A 15,672-nucleotide genomic window follows, 5' to 3' on the forward strand; every position below is an offset into this window, starting at 1 on the left:
GGGGTCCTGAGGGGTCGGGGCCCCCCATTTTTGTTGGACGTCTTGCCAAGATCACGATGCTGTCCCGTGAACGTGAATAGCTATTTCAACGCGCGGGGCGCTAATCTGCCGGTGGACAGTAAATCTCGGAGACCCCCCATGCGCTATCTTCCCGCTCTCGCCCTTTGCGTGGGCCTTGCCGGACTTGGGAATGTGATCCCGCCCGCCGAAGCCCAGACCACCGCGACCGCCATCGCCTCGGGCGCATTCCAGGATGCCGACCGCCGCCACCAGGGCGCAGGCCGCGCGACGCTGGCACAGACGGGCGATGGGCGCACGGTGCTGCAATTCAGCGATTTCGAAGTGACGCCGGGGCCCGATCTGGAAGTCTGGCTGGTTGCAGACGACGCGCCGGGGACCAGTGCCGCGGTTCTGGCAAGCGACTGGGTTTCCCTGGGGCCGCTGCAATCGCCCAATGGCACGCAGATGTATGAGATCCCGGCAGATGTCGACGTTTCGGATTACGGCAGCGTTGTGATCTGGTGCGAGGATTTCAGCGTGTTGTTCGCGGTCGCCTCGTTCGACTGACGGGGCCGCGCGGCGTGGCGGGGCCAATCCCGCCCTACGCGCCGCCCATTTCGCAGATGATCTTCCACTCCGCCTGCGTCACCGGCTGCACGGAGAGGCGGGAGTTCTTCACAAGCACCATCTCGGCCAGATCCTCCCGCGCCTTGATCTGGTCCAGCGTGACGGGATCGGGCAGGGGTTTGACCGCCTTGATGTCCACACATTCCCACCGCTCATCATCGGTGGTGCTGTCGGGATGGGCCGCGGCGCAGACCTCCACGATCCCGACCACGGCTTTTTCGGTTTGTGAATGGTAGAAGAAACCGCGATCACCCACCGCCATCTCGCGCATGAAATTGCGGGCCTGGTAATTGCGCACGCCGTCCCATTCCTCCCCCGCGTCACCTTTGGCGACCTGGTCATCCCAGCTCCAGACGGAGGGTTCGGATTTGAATAACCAATAGGCCATCAGCCGATCACCTTCTTCCATTGCTCGATCCGCACCTTCTCGAACAGGCCCGCCTTGGCGTAGGGGTCGTTGTCGGCGAAATCGTAGGCATCCTGCATCGTGTCGACTTCGAGGATCAGGAGCGAGCCGCACATCTCGCCTCCGTCGTTCAGGAACGGACCGGCCATGACCAACTTGCCGCTGGACTGCCCATAGGCAAGGTGCGCGTCCCGGTTGTCGAGCCGGGTCTGGAGATGTCCGGGTTTGTCGGTGGCAATGATGGCGACGAGCATGGGCTTATTCCTTCCTGAGGGGGCGAGAAAGAAGGTGGTCGAGAGCGCCCTGAATGTCGAGCGTGCCATCGGCCAGCGCCGCGACGGTGTCGGCAATCGGCGTATCGGCGCGGGCGGCGGCCAGTTGGCGCGCGGTGTGCAGGCCTTCGACGGTGGTGCCTTCGGGCAAGCTCTCTCCGGTGGCGAGGGCATGGCCGAAGCGGAAATTGCGCGATTGGGTGGAGCCACAGGTCAGGATCAGGTCGCCGAGGCCCGAGAGGCCCGTGAGTGTCTTGGGATTTGCCCCCCGCGATGTGGCATAGCGCGTCATCTCCGCAAATCCGCGCGCGATGAGGGCGGCACGGGCGGATTCGCCGAGGCCGGCCCCGATCAGGGCCCCGGCGGCGATGGCGATGACGTTCTTAAGCGCGCCGCCAAGCTCCGCGCCGATCACGTCCGTCGTGCGATAGAGCCGCAGGTTCGGGGTGCTGAGCGTGTCTTGCAGCGCCGTCCCCTCCCCCTCATTCGCGCAGGCGATCGTGAGCGCGGTGGGCAGGCCCCGGGCGAGGTCGGCGGCGAAGCTGGGACCGGTGAGTTGCGCGACGATGGGCGTGGCAGACGAAAGCAGCGTCGTGGGGCCATGGCCGCTTGCCCGGTCGATCCCCTTGGAACAGGACACGCCGATCCGGGCGGTGATCGGGTTGGCGGAGAGAAATGCGGACAGCGTTTGCGTGGGCAGCGCGAAGAGGGCGATTTCAGAGGTGCAATCGGCCAGATCGCCCGTCGGACGAACAGAGTCCGGAAGTGGCAGACCCTGCAGGCGTGGGCTTTCGCGGGCCTCGATCAACGGCGCGGCATTACGCGCCCAGAGCGTCACGTCATGGCCCGCGCGGCCATAGGCGATGGCCAGCCCGGTCCCGAAGGCCCCTGCCCCGATGATGTCCAGCTTCATGCCTTGGCCCCTTTCTTGCCGGACCCGATCATCGGCGCGGCATCTGCATCAAGCGGCCAGCGCGGACGGGCGGCAAGGGTCATGTCGTCGGAGCGCCCCCCCTCGAAGGCGAGCATCCCGGCATAGGCGATCATGGCGGCATTGTCGGTGCAAAGCGCGAGCGGCGGCGCGGCGAAGGGCAGATCGGTGACGGATTGAAGGCGCGCGCGCAGGGTCCGGTTCGCGGCCACGCCACCCGCCACGGCGAAGGCGGTGACGTCAGATACGGCAAGGGCGCGGCGCGATTTCTCGGCCAGGACGTCGGCGACCGCCTTTTGAAACCCGGCGCAGAGGTCGGCGCGGTCCTGCTCCGCCAGCCCGCCCTGATCCGCGATCAGCCCGTCGCGCACCCGAAGCACGGCGGTTTTCAGACCGGAAAAGCTGAGGTCACATCCCGGGCGGTCCAGAAGCGGGCGGGGCAGCTGGAATCTTTTGGCATCGCCGTCCCGCGCGGCCTGTTCCACCGAAGGCCCGCCGGGTTGCGGCAGGCCAAGCAGGCGGGCGACCTTGTCAAACGCCTCTCCCGGCGCATCGTCGATGGTGCCGCCAAGGCGGACAAACGCCTCCACCCCGTCGACGCGCAGGAACTGGCAATGCCCGCCGGAGACCAGAAGCAGCAGGTAGGGAAAGGACAGATCGTCGGTCAGGTGCGGGGTCAGGGCATGACCGGCCAGATGGTTCACCCCGATCAGCGGTTTGCCGAGACCCATGGCCAGCCCCTTGGCGGCCATGACACCCGACAGAACGCCGCCGATGAGGCCCGGCCCGGCGGTAACGGCGATGGCGTCGATTTCGGCCAGCGGCACCCCGGCTTCCGCCACGGCCTGTTCGACCACCACATCCAGCATCTCCGCATGGGCGCGGGCGGCAAGCTCGGGCACGACGCCGCCAAAGGCCGCGTGCAGATCGGTTTGGGAGGAGACGGCGTTGGACAGGATCGCCACACGCGCGCCGTCCCGACGCAGGATCGCGGCGGCGGTGTCGTCGCAGGAGCTTTCGATGCCGAGGATCGTCAGGGACATGGGGAGGCTGTCGGTTTGCGTGGGCGTGGCCAGCGGGGTAACACTCCGCCTCATGCCTGTCCATCCGACGCCCACGCTCCTCCTCACCCGTCCGCGCGCCTCGGCGGAGCGGTTCGCCGAAGGGATCGAGGGCGCGCAGATCGTGATCGCACCGCTGATGGAGATCGTGGGAACCGGGGCGGAGGTGCCGCTTGAGGGGGCAGCCGCGCTGATCCTGACCTCGGAAAGCGCGGTGCGCTTCTTGCCGAAATCTGACCTACCCGCCTATTGCGTGGGCCCGCGCACGGCGAAGGCCGCGGAAGATGCGGGGTTTCGGGCCGAAATGCTGGGGCCCGACGCCGATGGGCTGGTCGCTGGCCTGATCGAACGCGCGCCCGGGGGCCTGCTCGTGCATTGCCACGGCACCCATACACGCGGGGATGTCGCCCGGCGGTTGACCCAAGGGGGGCTGACTGCGCAGGGCGTGGCGGTCTACGATCAGGTCGCCCGCCCGCCCGACGCCGCGTTTCGCGCGGCCATCATCGCACCGCAGCTGGTCATCCCCCTCTTCTCCCCCCGATCGGCGGAGCTTTTCGTGGCGGCCGCGGGAACCCTTCGGCCCGACGCGCAGTTGATTACATTGAGCCAAGCCGTGACCGACACGCTTCCGTCCCAATGGCAATCGCAGACACGCACCCTGCCGCACCCCTCGGGCGAGGAAATGCGCAGCGCGGTGCAGGCTGCGCTGTTGCGGCGGAATTCCCCCTAGCGGCCAGCTTTGGGGCATGACAGTTTGAGCAGGGCTGACTCGGCCCCGGCGCGGGCGCGTCGGACAGGATGATTTGGACAGACAAGAGGGGCCTCCACCCATGGCGAGAAATTCGTCCACCCGTTCGGGAAGCCGCAAGACGCGCAACAAATCAACGGCTGACAGCGTGGCGGCGGAACCCGTCACCGACGCGGAAACGATTGCCGCGGACGCGCCCGGTGACCTGGGCGGCGATACGGTTCTGGTCGGGGATGAAAGCCTGGGCGAAGACGCCGTTGCCGCCGATCCCGACCCGGGAGAGCGTGTGACGATCGAACCGGGTGACACAAGTTCTGCGCAGGGCGACAGTGATGATCCCGCTACCACGGAGATTGTGGACGAGACGGTCGCAGCCACCGAGCCGGAGGCCGAAGAGCGCCCCGAACCGGGCCCCGCGCCCGTCCCCGTCGCGCCGGCCCCCGTGGTCGAACGGCGCGGTCCGGGTATCGTGCCGCTGATCTTCGGCGGTGCCGTTGCCGCGATGCTTGGCTATGGCGCGGCCTACCTTGCGACCGGGACGGAGGAGACCACGCCCGACCCCGCACTGGCCGAGGCCCTGACGGCGATCGAGGCTCAGCAGGCCACGATCACGAGCCTTGAGGAGCAGATCGCAGCACTGGCCGCAGAGGAGCCGCCCGCCATCCCCGAAGTCGACCTGTCCGGTGTCGAGGAAAGCGTTGCCGCCGCCGCAGCAGACGCTGCCGCCGCGAACGAGACCGCGACCGCCGCGACCGCTGCCATCGAAGGTCTGACGGGCCGTGTGGCCGCGTTGGAGGATCGCCCGGTCTTCTCGGGCGAGGTGGACGAGGACAACGCGGCGATGGCCGCCGCCGTCGAGGCCCTTGAGGCCCGGTTGGGCGAGGAACGCGCCGCCGCCGCAGAAGTGATGGCCGAAGCCGAAGCCGCCCGCGAAGCGGCCGAGGCCGAAGTGCGCGCCGCCGCCGCCGAAGCGCAGGCCGCCGCCGAAGCGGCCCAGGCCGCCATCGTCGCGGCAGAGGCCCGCGCCGCAGAGACCGCCGCCGCTACCCAGGCCCAGGCGGCCCTGGCCCGGGTACGAATTGCAATGGCCTCGGGCGATCCGTTCGCCGACGCCCTGTCGGATCTGGGCGGCGACGTGCCCGAAGCGCTGTCCGCCGTGGCCGAGACAGGGGTGCCGACGCAGGAGGAATTGCAGGCCAGCTTCCCCGCCGCCGCCCGCGCCGCCCTTCCCATCGCGCTGCGCGAAACGGCGGGAGATTCGGCAGGCGACCGCGTGGGGGCATTCCTGATGGGGCAGCTTGGCGGGCGATCCGTTGAGCCGCGCGAAGGGGATGATCCCGACGCCGTGCTCAGCCGGGCCGAAGCCGCCGCTGCCGCCGGGGACCTGCAGACCGCCCTGGCCGAAATCGAGGCTCTGCCCGAAGGTGCGCAAGCCGCGTTCGCCGATTGGGTGCAGGCCGCCGAAACCCGGGCCGCCGCCGATGCGGCCCTGGCAGAGTATGCCGCCACGCTCGACAATTAAGGAGAGCGCTTGATGCTCTGGACCCTACTGAAAATCATCCTGTTCATCGCGATCGTCGTGGGCGCCGTATTCGGCCTGTCGATCCTGACGGAAATGGACAATCTCGGCGTCCTGATCGTCATGGGACGGGAGTTCGTTATTACGCCGCTGATCGCGGTCGTCGGCACGATTGTGCTGCTTCTTGTCGTGTGGCTTCTGTTCCGGATCGTCGGCCTTCTGGTCGCCACGCTGCGGTTCCTGAACGGCGATGAGACCGCGATGAGCCGCTATTTCGACCGCCGCTCGGAACGGAAGGGCTACGAGGCGCTTGGCGAGGGCATGATGGCGCTGGCCGCCGGTGAAGGGCGTCTTGCGATCCGCAAGGCGGAGCGGGCGGAGAAATACCTCAGCCGTCCCGAATTGACGAATCTGGTTGTGGCCCAGGGGGCCGAAATGGTGGGAGATCGGGCCCTGGCGACCGAGACGTTCAAGCAGTTGGTGACCGATGACCGCACGAAATTCGTGGGCGTGCGCGGCCTGATGAAGCAACGCCTTGATGCGGGCGATACCGAGACGGCGATGAAGCTGGCGGAAAAGGCGCTGGCCCTGCGTCCGAAGAATGCAGAGGTGCAGACGACGCTGATCGGGCTGCAATCCAAGCACGAGGATTGGGCGGGCGCCCGCGGAACGCTGGCCGCCGCATTGAAGGCCGGCAACTTGCCCCGCGACGTGCACAAGCGCCGCGATGCGGTCCTCGCACTGGCCCATGCGCGCGAAGCGATGGCAGAGGGTCAGGTCGCGGCCGCCACCCGCGATGTGGCGGAGGCCAATCGTCTTGCCCCCGGCCTCGTCCCCGCCGCCGTCATGGCCGCCCGTCTGGACGTTGAGGCGGGCCGGAAACGGCAAGCCGCCAAGGCGGTCCGCAAGGCCTGGGATCAGAACCCGCACCCCAACCTCGCCGCCGCGTTCGCCGCAATCGAGCCGGACGAGACGCCCGAACAGCGCCTGAAGCGGTTCCGCCCGCTGCTTGCGAAACATGCGGGCCATCCCGAGGTGCGCATGCTGGAGGCCGAGCTGCATATCGCGGCGGAGGATTTCCCGGCGGCGCGCAAGGCCCTTGGCGATCTGGCCGAGGCGCATCCCACGGCCCGGTCCGTGACCCTGATGGCCGCGATCGAGCGCGGCGAAGGGGCGGAGGACCGCGTTGTACGGGGTTGGCTGGCCCGCGCCGTGACCGCATCGCGCGGCGATCAATGGGTGTGTTCGAATTGCGGCCATGTCCACGAGGATTGGGCCCCGATCTGCGCCAATTGCGAAACCTTCGACACGCTCGACTGGTCCGAAGTGCGCCAATCTCAGGCTGCCCTGGCGGGCCCCGCCCAGATGCTGCCCCTGATCGTCGGAGCGCTGGAGGACCAGAGTGAGCCGGAGCCCGAAGAGGCGGAAATCGTGGAGGTGACGGAAGCCGAGGACACACCCGCCGAGGTCGATCCCGATAGCCCCGCACCCGGTGCGGAGGCCGCCGCCCAACCGGAGCCGGAAGAACCCCGCGCCACGCAAAATTAGGTCTATCCAAACCCCGCACGGCTTGCTATCAGCGCCGCGGTCACGCCGCTGTAGCTCAGATGGTAGAGCACGTCATTCGTAATGATGGGGTCGGGGGTTCGAGTCCCTTCAGCGGCACCACTTCTTGTTTGGCCTACCGCCCTTCGGGCTACTTCAGGCCATGGTCTGGGTTTTAGGTTTCTCCTTCACCCGCACCACTTCCTATTTGACCTTCGTGAGCTGAGCAGCATTTCGGGTGCCTGTCGGAGATCGGTCGAACGCCGAAGCTGCGGCAGGCGGGGCTAAAGGTACTAGGCGGTCGTCCAAGGCCTCCCGAGCGGCCAATGCGATGTCCGGGTTTGAAAGTATGTTCCGCCGGTTTGGCCAGGTGATTACCTCCTTCCCGCCCCTCACCATTGAATTCGCGCGACAAGTTGGCACACAGAAGTGATCGGATACGCCTGTATTTCCCGGACCTCCCGCTATCTAATCCGTGCCTATGGCGTCGCACTCGAACCAAACCGTCACAGTCAAGACAGGCCTGCGCCCGCTGGCGCTCACCGGAATCGTTGTGCTTTGCCTCGCCGCGGTGGCCTGGGCCGTGGTGTCGAACAGGTCGTCGACGCCCGAACCCTACGCGGTGTCCGGATTCGACCCGATGACGGTCGATGACCTGACGGAGAATTTTTTCCTCGTCGCCCCGGAGATGCTGACGATTGTTTACCGCGCCTTCAACGAAACCGATGAGGGCGCGATCTACGACAGCCTGGCCCAGGTTGCGGCGGGTGACGCGCTGGAGGAGCTGTATCTCGAACGCGTGGGCGCGATGGCGGGCGGCGGGCTTGATCCCTCGGAAGAAGCGGATCAGGAAATCCACACGATGGAGATGATCCGCATTGACCAGGATCGTGACGGCGAGACGATCACCTGGACTTCGCGCTGGCGCGTTGTGGGTACGGTCGGTCATGCGACGCATATGCATGTACGCGGCAACACCTATGCCGCCGTGCTGACCATCGAGCCGGTCGAGGGGGCGTGGCGGATGACCGACTTCGACTTGACCGATGTGGACCGCTCCGAGGCAGGCGAAATGGTGGCCGCCGCCCCATGATGGAGCTTCGCGACATCGCCTTTTCCTATCCCGGCAGCGACTTTCGCCTCGCCGTTCCCGCGCTTGATCTGGCGGAGGGCGAACGGGTCGCGGTTGTCGGACCAAGCGGGACCGGCAAGACGACGCTTCTGAACCTGATCGCGGGCATCGCCGTGCCCCAGGCGGGACGCATCACCATTGACGACGCGGTGATGACCGGCCTCTCGGACGGCGCACGACGAACGCTGCGCGCCGACAAGATCGGCTTTGTTTTTCAGGATTTTGCCCTGCTCGATTACCTGAGCGCGCGCGAGAACATCCTTTATCCGTTTCGCATCACAGGCGGCACACCGCTTGATGCGGACGCCCGGTCACGCGCCGAGCGGTTGGCGGAGGCTTGCGGTCTGACGGGCAAGTTGGGGCGGCGACCCGGCGCGCTCAGCCAAGGGGAGCAACAGCGCGTGGCGCTGTGCCGGGCCTTGGTACGCCAGCCCAAACTGATCCTCGCGGATGAGGCGACAGGCAACCTCGACCCGGAAAACAAATCCGCGATCCTTGATCTGCTGTTCTCCCGCACAAGGGAAGCCGGGGCATCGCTTCTGGCGGTTACGCACGACCACGATCTGCTGCCCCGCTTCGATCGGGTCATCGACTTTGCCGATTACCGGGTGGACGCGGGGGGTGCCGCATGAACACGCTGTTCCTTGCCTTCGCCTATCTCCGCTATCATTGGCTGCGCTCGGCCATCTTGGTGCTGGTTGCGGCATTGATCCTGTCGGTTCCGCTCGTCAGTCAGGTTCTGTTGGACGGCGCGCGCACATCGCTGACCGACCGGGCGGAGGCGACACCGCTGGTGCTCGGCAATCGCGGCAGTCAGCTCGACCTGATTATGAACGCGCTCTATTTTTCGGACGACCGGGCGGAGCCGGTGACGATGGCCGCCACGGAAGAGGTCTGGGACAGCGCCATGGCCATTCCGATCCCCCTCAACACCGCGTTCGAGACCAACGGCGCGCGGATCGTCGGCACCAGCCTTGATTATTTCGAGTTTCGCGAATTGACCGTGGCGCAGGGTCGCCAATTGGCGGTTTTGGGAGAGGCCGTTCTGGGTGCTGCCACCGCGGAACGCCTTGGCCTTGGCCCCGGGGATACCGTCGTCTCCGCGCCCCAGAACCTGTTCGATCTTGATGGCGTCTATCCGCTGGAGTTGAACATCGTGGGCGTGCTTGCCCCGACCGGCACACCAGACGATGAGGCGGTCTTTGTCGACATCGCGACGACCTGGGTGATCTCGGGCATCGGGCATGGGCATGAGGGCGTGGTGGCCGCAGATGCCGATACGGACGAAGTGGTCGCCAATGCGTCCATCGTCGAGTTCAACCGCATCACGCCCGAGAACATCGACAGTTTCCATTTCCACGGCGACCCGGACACTTATCCCGTGTCCGGCATCCTGGTCGTGCCCGATGATGACCGCGCGGGCACGATCTTGCGGGGCCGATACCTGGACGCCGCTAATCCGTTGCAGATCGTTGTCCCGGCGGAGGTCGTGGGTGAATTGGTGGAGCGCATTTTCCGCATCAAATCCCTGCTCGACGCGGTCACGCTGATCGTGGGTGCCGCGGCCTTTGCCGCCGTTGGACTCGCGGTCTTTCTGAGCTACCGTTTAAGGGCACGAGAAATGCAGACGGCGTTCAAACTGGGGGCACGCCCCGGGATGATCCTTCGCCTGCTGGCCTCGGAAACCGTGATTTTGCTGACATGCGCGGGGCTGATCGCCTTTCTCATCGTCGTGGCAGTGCAATCATCGGGCGATACAATCGTAGCGTGGCTTCTGGCCACCTGATGCGACCACAACAGAACAGAACACGGGGAAAGACATCCATGAAACTGACGCTTGCGACGATCCTGACGACCACAACGCTCACCGCCGGGGCGGCATTGGCCCATTACGGCATGATCATCCCGTCCGATCCGATGGTCAGCCAGCAAGACGGGCGCTCGGTCAGTCTGAACGTGTCATTCTCGCACCCGTTCGAGCTGGACGGGATGGAGCTGGTCGCGCCGGTTGCCTTTTCCGTCACCCATGGGGGGGAGACCACCGACCTTCTGGACCAGTTGCAGCCTGCAACCCTGATGGAAGCTGCGGGGTACACGCTCGATTACGATCTGGAGCGGCCCGGCACCTACATCTTCGCGATGGAGCCCGAACCCTATTGGGAACCCGCCGAGGACAGCTACATCGTTCACTACACCAAGACATATGTCAGCGCCTATGGCGATGACGAGGGGTGGGACGCCCTTCTGGGTCTGCGCACGGAGATTGAACCACTGACCCGGCCCTTCGGGATCTGGGAAGGCAACGTCTTCCAGGGCCGCGTGCTGCTTGAAGGCGAACCGGTGCCCTTCGCGGAGGTCGAGGTCGAGTATTTCAACGAAGATGGCACCGCCACGTCGCCGTCGGACCTGATGATTACGCAGACCATCGTGGCCGATGCGGACGGCATCTTCAGCTATGTCACCCCGAGCGCCGGATGGTGGGGCTTTGCCGCGCTCAACACCGCGCCCGAGACGCTTGCATTCGAAGGCGAGGAGAAGGCCGTCGAACTGGGCGCCGTGATCTGGGTCCACTTCGAGGCGTGGACCGGCCAATGAGGCACCTGATCGGCATTGCGGCGGCGCTGGTCATAAGCACCAGCGCGGCCCTGGCGCACCAGCTGAACGTTTTCGCCTATGTCGAAGACGGCGTGGTGATCGTCGAAAGCCGGTTTTCCAACGGCAACCTTCCCCGATTGGGGGAGGTCAGCGTGCTTGACGGGCAGGGCGAGGCCCTGATGCTCCTGCCATTGACGGAGGACGGCACGGCGCGCTTCCCGCTCGACCCGGCCCATGCCGAGACTGGCCTGCTGATCGAGGTCCGTACCGGAGAGGGCCATGACAATTACTGGATCCTGACGCCCGAGGATATCGCCAGAGGGTCGGGGAGTTGAGACCATGACACGTTCGGTTTTGACCCGGCGCGCCGTTGGGGGCCTGACCCTCGCCATGGCCGCGACTATTATGGGCGGCCCCCTTGTCGCGCAGGACCGCTTGCAGGTTGCCGCTGTGAACTACCCCCTCGCCTATTTCGCGGAGCGACTGGCCGGGGACATGGCCGATGTTCTGTTCAACGTGCCGGCGGATGTGGACCCGTCCTTCTGGCGACCGGGCATTGCCGACATCACCGCGATCCAGGGTGCCGATCTGATTGTGGTGAACGGGGCGGGCTTCGCCGATTGGACGGCGCGCACCACTCTGCCGCGTTCGCGCACCGTATTGACGTCGGCCGGGTTCGACGACGCGTTCATCGCCACCGAGACGATTACCCATTCCCACGGCGAAGGGGGGCAGCATTCCCATACCGGCGTGGCGAATTACCTCTGGCTCGATTTCGCGCAGGCGCGGTTGCAAGCGGAGGCAATCGCCGCAGCCCTGACGCGCCGTGCGCCCGATGCCAGCGCAGAGATCGCGGCCAATTTGCAAGCATTATCCACCGATCTTGACGGATTGGCGACCCGCGCGGCCGAGATTGGCGCGGCGGCGGATGGCGTGCCAATGATCGCCTCCCACCCCCGGTACCAGTACCTTGCCCGCGCCTACGGGTTCGACATCAGCGCCCTCGATTGGGATCCTCGCGGCCCCGTGTCCGAGGATCAATGGGCCGAGCTTGAGGCTATGCGCGAAACCCTTGAGGCCCGCGTATTCATCTGGGAAGCGGAGCCCGACGCCGCGGCCCTTGAGCGTATAGAGGACCTCGGCATGGTGAACGCGGTGTTCCCACCCCTCTCCAACCGTCCGGAGCAGGGCGATTTCCTGTCGGTGATGGCGGGTTCGCTGGATCGACTGGATCAGGCGGTTCAGGTGGCAAGCGGCTCATAGCGGTACGACACCTTGCCTGATCGGCATGGGCTTGTCGCGCTCGGGCCGCAGGAGCCATGGCCGGTCGGCCCTGCCAACCGGCCCGGACGCTTCGACCGGTTTTGAATTTCGATGCAGCGGGCGCGAGCCGCAGTCCGGTCATCCGATCACCGCGCACCAACGCACTAATCGCTTGAAAGGCCGGTGTCCCCGCCCCATCCTTGTGCTCTTTCCAACGTCCCGGTGGATTGGGGGAGGATGCGTTTGGCCTATGCCGACGGACATATGAATGCGGATATGGGAGAGGCGTCCGACGTGGTCGGCTGCCCGGTCTGTGATGCGGTCTACCGCCTGCGGCCCGAATTGTCGCAACGGGCGACGCGATGCCCGCGATGCGGCTACCGGATCACGTTCGGCAAGACCGCAGCCCTTGCATGGCTGGTCAGCCTTTCGGCCACCAATGTGGCGCTTCTGGCGATGGTCGTATTTCTGCCCTTTCTCGAATTGCGGGCGGGGCAATTCGACAACGCCGCCTCCGTCATCGATGTGGTGCTTGGCTTCAGCTCCGGCATCATGGTGCCGCTGGCGCTGGCGGTTCTGGCGTTTATCCTTCTCCTCCCTCTGAGCCGGTTTCTGCTGTTACTTTACGCTTTGGGGCCCATTGCGTTGGGGCGACGCAACTTTCCCAATGCCGCGCGGGCGCTTCGATACGCGTTCGTGCTGAAACCCTGGGCCATGGCCGAGATTTTCATGGTGGGCGTCGCGGTGGCGCTGGTGAAGTTGGCGGATCTGGCGACGATCGCCATCGGACCCGCCTTCTGGATATTCGCGCTGATCGTCATTCTGAATGCCTACCAGGACACGCTGATGTGTCGACACACGCTTTGGACGGCCCTGACATGCAACGAGTGATCACCGCCCGTGACAGTGGGCGTGTCGTGTGCCGCACATGCAGCCTTGTGGCCCCGGAGAACCAGGTGCGTTGCGCGCGGTGCAAGGAGCGCCTGAAAAGCCGCGATATGCAAAGCCTGCAAAAGGTCTGGGCGTGGCTGATCGTCGGGCTGATCGCCTATATCCCCGCCAACACCTATCCGATGCTCCTGACCACGCAAGGATTCCGCACGGAGGAGAGTACCATCATCGGCGGTGTCATCGACCTGTTCGACCACGGTGCCTATTCCGTCGCGGCCATCGTCTTCGTGGCGAGTATCGTGATCCCGGTGGGGAAATTCGTAGTCATCGGGTATCTGGCGATCCTTACCGCACGCCGCCACCGGACCGACCCGCACCGGCTTTTGTACCTGCATGAGGTGGTGGAATTCATCGGGCGCTGGTCGATGATCGACGTCTTCGTCGTTGCCATTCTGACGGCTTTGGTGCAATTCGACGTGCTTGCGACGATCAACCCCGGCATTGCGGCTGTCTGCTTCGCGCTCTCGGTTGTGTTCACGATGCTTGCGGCCCAAAGCTTCGACTCGAGGCAGATTTGGGATCGTCTGGAGGATGGCGCCAACCATGGCTGACAACGACATTCCGGAACTGGAAGTCAGCGCGAACGAGGGGCGTCGCATCTCCTGGGTTTGGGTGATGCCGCTGCTGGCTTTGGCCATCTCCGTCTTTGTCGTCGTGCAGACCTATCGCGGACAGGGTCCCATCATCATCGTGACCTTGCCGTCCGCGTCGGGGATCGAGGCCGGGGAGACGCCGCTGCGCTTTCGCGATGTTCAGGTCGGGCTGGTCGAGGAGTTGGAGTTTTCAGAAGGTTTCGGCGCGGTGGAGGCGCATATCCGCCTCGACAGTACGGTCGCGCCTTACGTGGATGCCGACGCGGAGTTCTGGCTTGTGCAGCCGGAAGTTTCGGCGCGCGGGATCACGGGTCTGTCGACCGTTTTGTCCGGCGTCTATATCGAGGGTACGTGGGACGGCGAAATCGGCTTCGCCCGGGATCGGTTCGAGGCGCTGGAGGATACGCCCCTGTTCCTGCCGGGCGAGGCGGGGACGCAGATCGTTCTTCGGTCGCGCGATGGCGGGCAGCTCGCCGCCGGTGCGCCGGTTCTCTATAACGGGATCGAGGTCGGTCGGCTCGGCGTGCCGGAATTGTCGGAGAATGGCACCGTCATCACCATGGATGCCTTCATCGAAGCCCCCCATGACGCGCGGCTGTCCACCAATACGCGGTTCTGGGATATCTCGGGCATTTCTGTCGATCTGAACACATCCGGCCTGTCGATCAATTTCGAAAGCCTCGCATCCCTCGTGGAGGGCGGTGTCGCTTTCGAGGACCTCGTGACCGGGGGCGAACCGATCGAGGAGGGCCACCTTTTCGAAGTTTACGGCAGCCGAAGCGCGGCGCAGCGCAGCGTTTTCGAGGCGCCGGTCAACCAGACCCTTGAGCTTGCCGTTCTGCTGCCTGCCGATGGCGTCCGCCTCGCATTGGGGGCGACGGTCCGATATGGCGGCGTCCGGGTCGGGGAGGTGACGAACATCATCGGCTTCACCGATCCCCGCGCCCCGGACGACGGTGTGCAGATCCTTGTCTCCTTCACGATCTCGCCCGCGCGGATCGGGATGCCTGACGACATCGCGACAATCGAGGAATTGCTGGACGTGCTTGGGCGTCGGGTGCGCAACGGGTTGCGGGTGCGGGTCGCGTCGGAAGGTTTGCTTGGCACGTCACTGATCCTTGAGATGTTCGAGGATGAGGATCCCGATGGCGAACAGCTTGTGACCGATCTGGTCGAGGCGCCGCTGATGCCCGGCGCACCGGCGAACGTGACCGAGGCCGCGGCGGATATCGACGCCATCGTGTCCCGCGTGGCGGCGTTGCCGATCGAGGACCTGATGAACGCCGCCATCGACACGTTGAACGGGATCACGGCGCTGTCGACCGGCGAAGACATCCGCGCGCTGCCCGTGAACCTCAACGCGCTGGTCGAAGAAGCCCGGACGCTCGTGGCGGCCGAGGAGATACAAACCACGCTTGCGGATGTCGCCAGCGCAGCCGCCGCGCTTGAGGAATTGGTGGCGGGAATTTCGGACAGCGAGGGCGTGAGCACCGCGTTGACCGCGTTGGAAAGCAGCGACACGATCGTGGCGAACCTGCAGACCTTCACCGAGGGATTGCCCGATGTTCTGACATCCGTGGAGGAGTTGGTGGCACAACTGGACGCCGCGCCGGTGACGTCGGCGGCCAGTTCCGCCGATCGGGTGCTGAGGCGGATCGAGACGATCCTGGCAGCCGAAGGGGCGGAGGGCTTGCCGGATTCGCTCAACGCGTCGCTGACGGAACTGGCCGCGGTGTTGAGTGCGCTGCGCGAAGGCGGGGCGGCGGAAAACCTGTCCGGCACGCTTGCCTCCGCCGATTCCGCATTTTCGGCTTTTGAATCGGCGGCTGAGCAGGTGCCGGCCATCGTCACGCGGTTGAATGCGCTTGTGGGGTCGCTTCAGGGCCTGTCGAACGATTATGATGACAATTCCACCGTCTACCGGGATCTCCGGGCCGCGATCTCGGACATTTCGCAGGCGGCAGACGCGTTCCGATCCCTTGCCCGGGCCATCGAACGCAACCCGAACTCGCTGATTACAGGACGCTGA

At 65.5% G+C, this 15,672-nt stretch carries 17 protein-coding genes and 1 tRNA gene; 14 read left to right on the forward strand and 4 right to left on the reverse strand.

Annotated features, from left to right (window positions below; all coding sequences use genetic code 11):
- The first annotated feature begins 138 nt into the window (after positions 1–138).
- Positions 139–567 (forward strand): DM13 domain-containing protein, encoded by a 429-nt coding sequence (locus KUW62_RS15510; RefSeq protein ID WP_224816366.1) that lies wholly within the window; start codon positions 139–141, stop codon positions 565–567.
- Between the two features lie 34 nt (positions 568–601).
- On the opposite strand, the gene KUW62_RS15515 is transcribed toward KUW62_RS15510, so the two are convergent.
- The 4 genes from KUW62_RS15515 to tsaD are packed head-to-tail and all read right to left on the reverse strand — an operon-like array spanning position 602 to position 3,279.
- On the reverse strand, positions 602–1,015 hold the full coding sequence (locus KUW62_RS15515) for an EVE domain-containing protein (protein WP_224816367.1): 414 nt from the start codon (positions 1,013–1,015) through the stop codon (positions 602–604).
- A complete protein-coding gene (locus KUW62_RS15520) occupies positions 1,015–1,287 on the reverse strand; it encodes a YciI family protein (protein ID WP_224816368.1) in 273 nt (90 codons plus the stop codon). The genes KUW62_RS15515 and KUW62_RS15520 overlap by 1 nt, the downstream gene beginning before the upstream one ends.
- Before the next feature lie 4 nt (positions 1,288–1,291).
- The gene (locus tag KUW62_RS15525) at positions 1,292–2,218 is read right to left on the reverse strand and encodes an NAD(P)H-dependent glycerol-3-phosphate dehydrogenase (protein WP_224816369.1); all 927 of its coding nucleotides are present in this window, start codon (positions 2,216–2,218) and stop codon (positions 1,292–1,294) included.
- Positions 2,215–3,279, reverse strand: a complete 1,065-nt coding sequence (tsaD, locus tag KUW62_RS15530; RefSeq protein ID WP_224817132.1) for a tRNA (adenosine(37)-N6)-threonylcarbamoyltransferase complex transferase subunit TsaD — start codon at positions 3,277–3,279, stop codon at positions 2,215–2,217. The genes KUW62_RS15525 and tsaD overlap by 4 nt, the downstream gene beginning before the upstream one ends.
- A gap of 52 nt (positions 3,280–3,331) precedes the next feature.
- Here tsaD and KUW62_RS15535 point away from each other — a divergent pair, with 52 nt between their 5' ends.
- From KUW62_RS15535 to KUW62_RS15595, 13 genes are all read left to right on the forward strand, one after another.
- Positions 3,332–4,027 carry a uroporphyrinogen-III synthase gene (locus KUW62_RS15535; protein WP_224816370.1) on the forward strand — a complete coding sequence of 232 codons (696 nt, stop codon included), beginning with the start codon at positions 3,332–3,334 and terminating at the stop codon, positions 4,025–4,027.
- 100 nt (positions 4,028–4,127) lie between these two features.
- Positions 4,128–5,567: a COG4223 family protein gene (locus KUW62_RS15540; protein ID WP_224816371.1), complete on the forward strand. Its 1,440-nt coding sequence runs from the start codon at positions 4,128–4,130 to the stop codon at positions 5,565–5,567.
- Between the two features lie 12 nt (positions 5,568–5,579).
- Positions 5,580–7,112, forward strand: a complete 1,533-nt coding sequence (locus KUW62_RS15545) for a heme biosynthesis protein HemY (RefSeq protein WP_224816372.1) — start codon at positions 5,580–5,582, stop codon at positions 7,110–7,112.
- Positions 7,113–7,156: 44 nt separating this feature from the next.
- Positions 7,157–7,232 (forward strand) — tRNA-Thr (locus KUW62_RS15550).
- Positions 7,233–7,590: 358 nt separating this feature from the next.
- Positions 7,591–8,202, forward strand: coding sequence for a hypothetical protein (locus tag KUW62_RS15555; protein ID WP_224816373.1), 612 nt, complete (start codon positions 7,591–7,593; stop codon positions 8,200–8,202).
- On the forward strand, positions 8,199–8,873 hold the full coding sequence (locus tag KUW62_RS15560; protein ID WP_224816374.1) for an ABC transporter ATP-binding protein: 675 nt from the start codon (positions 8,199–8,201) through the stop codon (positions 8,871–8,873). Before KUW62_RS15555 ends, KUW62_RS15560 begins: the two co-directional genes overlap by 4 nt.
- Positions 8,870–10,027, forward strand: a complete 1,158-nt coding sequence (locus KUW62_RS15565; protein ID WP_224816375.1) for an ABC transporter permease — start codon at positions 8,870–8,872, stop codon at positions 10,025–10,027. The genes KUW62_RS15560 and KUW62_RS15565 overlap by 4 nt, the downstream gene beginning before the upstream one ends.
- Before the next feature lie 38 nt (positions 10,028–10,065).
- Positions 10,066–10,836 carry a DUF4198 domain-containing protein gene (locus tag KUW62_RS15570; RefSeq protein ID WP_224816376.1) on the forward strand — a complete coding sequence of 257 codons (771 nt, stop codon included), beginning with the start codon at positions 10,066–10,068 and terminating at the stop codon, positions 10,834–10,836.
- Positions 10,833–11,171 (forward strand): hypothetical protein, encoded by a 339-nt coding sequence (locus tag KUW62_RS15575; protein ID WP_224816377.1) that lies wholly within the window; start codon positions 10,833–10,835, stop codon positions 11,169–11,171. Before KUW62_RS15570 ends, KUW62_RS15575 begins: the two co-directional genes overlap by 4 nt.
- 4 nt (positions 11,172–11,175) lie before the next feature.
- Entirely contained in the window at positions 11,176–12,099 is a 924-nt protein-coding gene (locus tag KUW62_RS15580; RefSeq protein ID WP_224816378.1) for a metal ABC transporter substrate-binding protein, read from the forward strand.
- Between the two features lie 237 nt (positions 12,100–12,336).
- Positions 12,337–12,990, forward strand: a complete 654-nt coding sequence (locus KUW62_RS15585; protein ID WP_224816379.1) for a paraquat-inducible protein A — start codon at positions 12,337–12,339, stop codon at positions 12,988–12,990.
- On the forward strand, positions 12,978–13,601 hold the full coding sequence (locus KUW62_RS15590; RefSeq protein ID WP_224816380.1) for a paraquat-inducible protein A: 624 nt from the start codon (positions 12,978–12,980) through the stop codon (positions 13,599–13,601). The genes KUW62_RS15585 and KUW62_RS15590 overlap by 13 nt, the downstream gene beginning before the upstream one ends.
- A complete protein-coding gene (locus KUW62_RS15595; protein WP_224816381.1) occupies positions 13,594–15,672 on the forward strand; it encodes an intermembrane transport protein PqiB in 2,079 nt (692 codons plus the stop codon). The genes KUW62_RS15590 and KUW62_RS15595 overlap by 8 nt, the downstream gene beginning before the upstream one ends.

The sequence above is a fragment of the Hasllibacter sp. MH4015 genome (assembly GCF_020177575.1).
In the GTDB taxonomy this organism is placed as follows: Bacteria; Pseudomonadota; Alphaproteobacteria; order Rhodobacterales; family Rhodobacteraceae; genus Gymnodinialimonas.

Coding starts and splice junctions, on each gene's coding strand:
- KUW62_RS15510 (WP_224816366.1), top strand. CDS start 139: ATGCGCTATCTTCCCGCTCTCGCCCTTTGCGTGGGCCTTGCCGGACTT.
- KUW62_RS15515 (WP_224816367.1), bottom strand. CDS start 1,015: ATGGCCTATTGGTTATTCAAATCCGAACCCTCCGTCTGGAGCTGGGAT.
- KUW62_RS15520 (WP_224816368.1), bottom strand. CDS start 1,287: ATGCTCGTCGCCATCATTGCCACCGACAAACCCGGACATCTCCAGACC.
- KUW62_RS15525 (WP_224816369.1), bottom strand. CDS start 2,218: ATGAAGCTGGACATCATCGGGGCAGGGGCCTTCGGGACCGGGCTGGCC.
- tsaD (WP_224817132.1), bottom strand. CDS start 3,279: ATGTCCCTGACGATCCTCGGCATCGAAAGCTCCTGCGACGACACCGCC.
- KUW62_RS15535 (WP_224816370.1), top strand. CDS start 3,332: ATGCCTGTCCATCCGACGCCCACGCTCCTCCTCACCCGTCCGCGCGCC.
- KUW62_RS15540 (WP_224816371.1), top strand. CDS start 4,128: ATGGCGAGAAATTCGTCCACCCGTTCGGGAAGCCGCAAGACGCGCAAC.
- KUW62_RS15545 (WP_224816372.1), top strand. CDS start 5,580: ATGCTCTGGACCCTACTGAAAATCATCCTGTTCATCGCGATCGTCGTG.
- KUW62_RS15555 (WP_224816373.1), top strand. CDS start 7,591: ATGGCGTCGCACTCGAACCAAACCGTCACAGTCAAGACAGGCCTGCGC.
- KUW62_RS15560 (WP_224816374.1), top strand. CDS start 8,199: ATGATGGAGCTTCGCGACATCGCCTTTTCCTATCCCGGCAGCGACTTT.
- KUW62_RS15565 (WP_224816375.1), top strand. CDS start 8,870: ATGAACACGCTGTTCCTTGCCTTCGCCTATCTCCGCTATCATTGGCTG.
- KUW62_RS15570 (WP_224816376.1), top strand. CDS start 10,066: ATGAAACTGACGCTTGCGACGATCCTGACGACCACAACGCTCACCGCC.
- KUW62_RS15575 (WP_224816377.1), top strand. CDS start 10,833: ATGAGGCACCTGATCGGCATTGCGGCGGCGCTGGTCATAAGCACCAGC.
- KUW62_RS15580 (WP_224816378.1), top strand. CDS start 11,176: ATGACACGTTCGGTTTTGACCCGGCGCGCCGTTGGGGGCCTGACCCTC.
- KUW62_RS15585 (WP_224816379.1), top strand. CDS start 12,337: ATGCGTTTGGCCTATGCCGACGGACATATGAATGCGGATATGGGAGAG.
- KUW62_RS15590 (WP_224816380.1), top strand. CDS start 12,978: ATGCAACGAGTGATCACCGCCCGTGACAGTGGGCGTGTCGTGTGCCGC.
- KUW62_RS15595 (WP_224816381.1), top strand. CDS start 13,594: ATGGCTGACAACGACATTCCGGAACTGGAAGTCAGCGCGAACGAGGGG.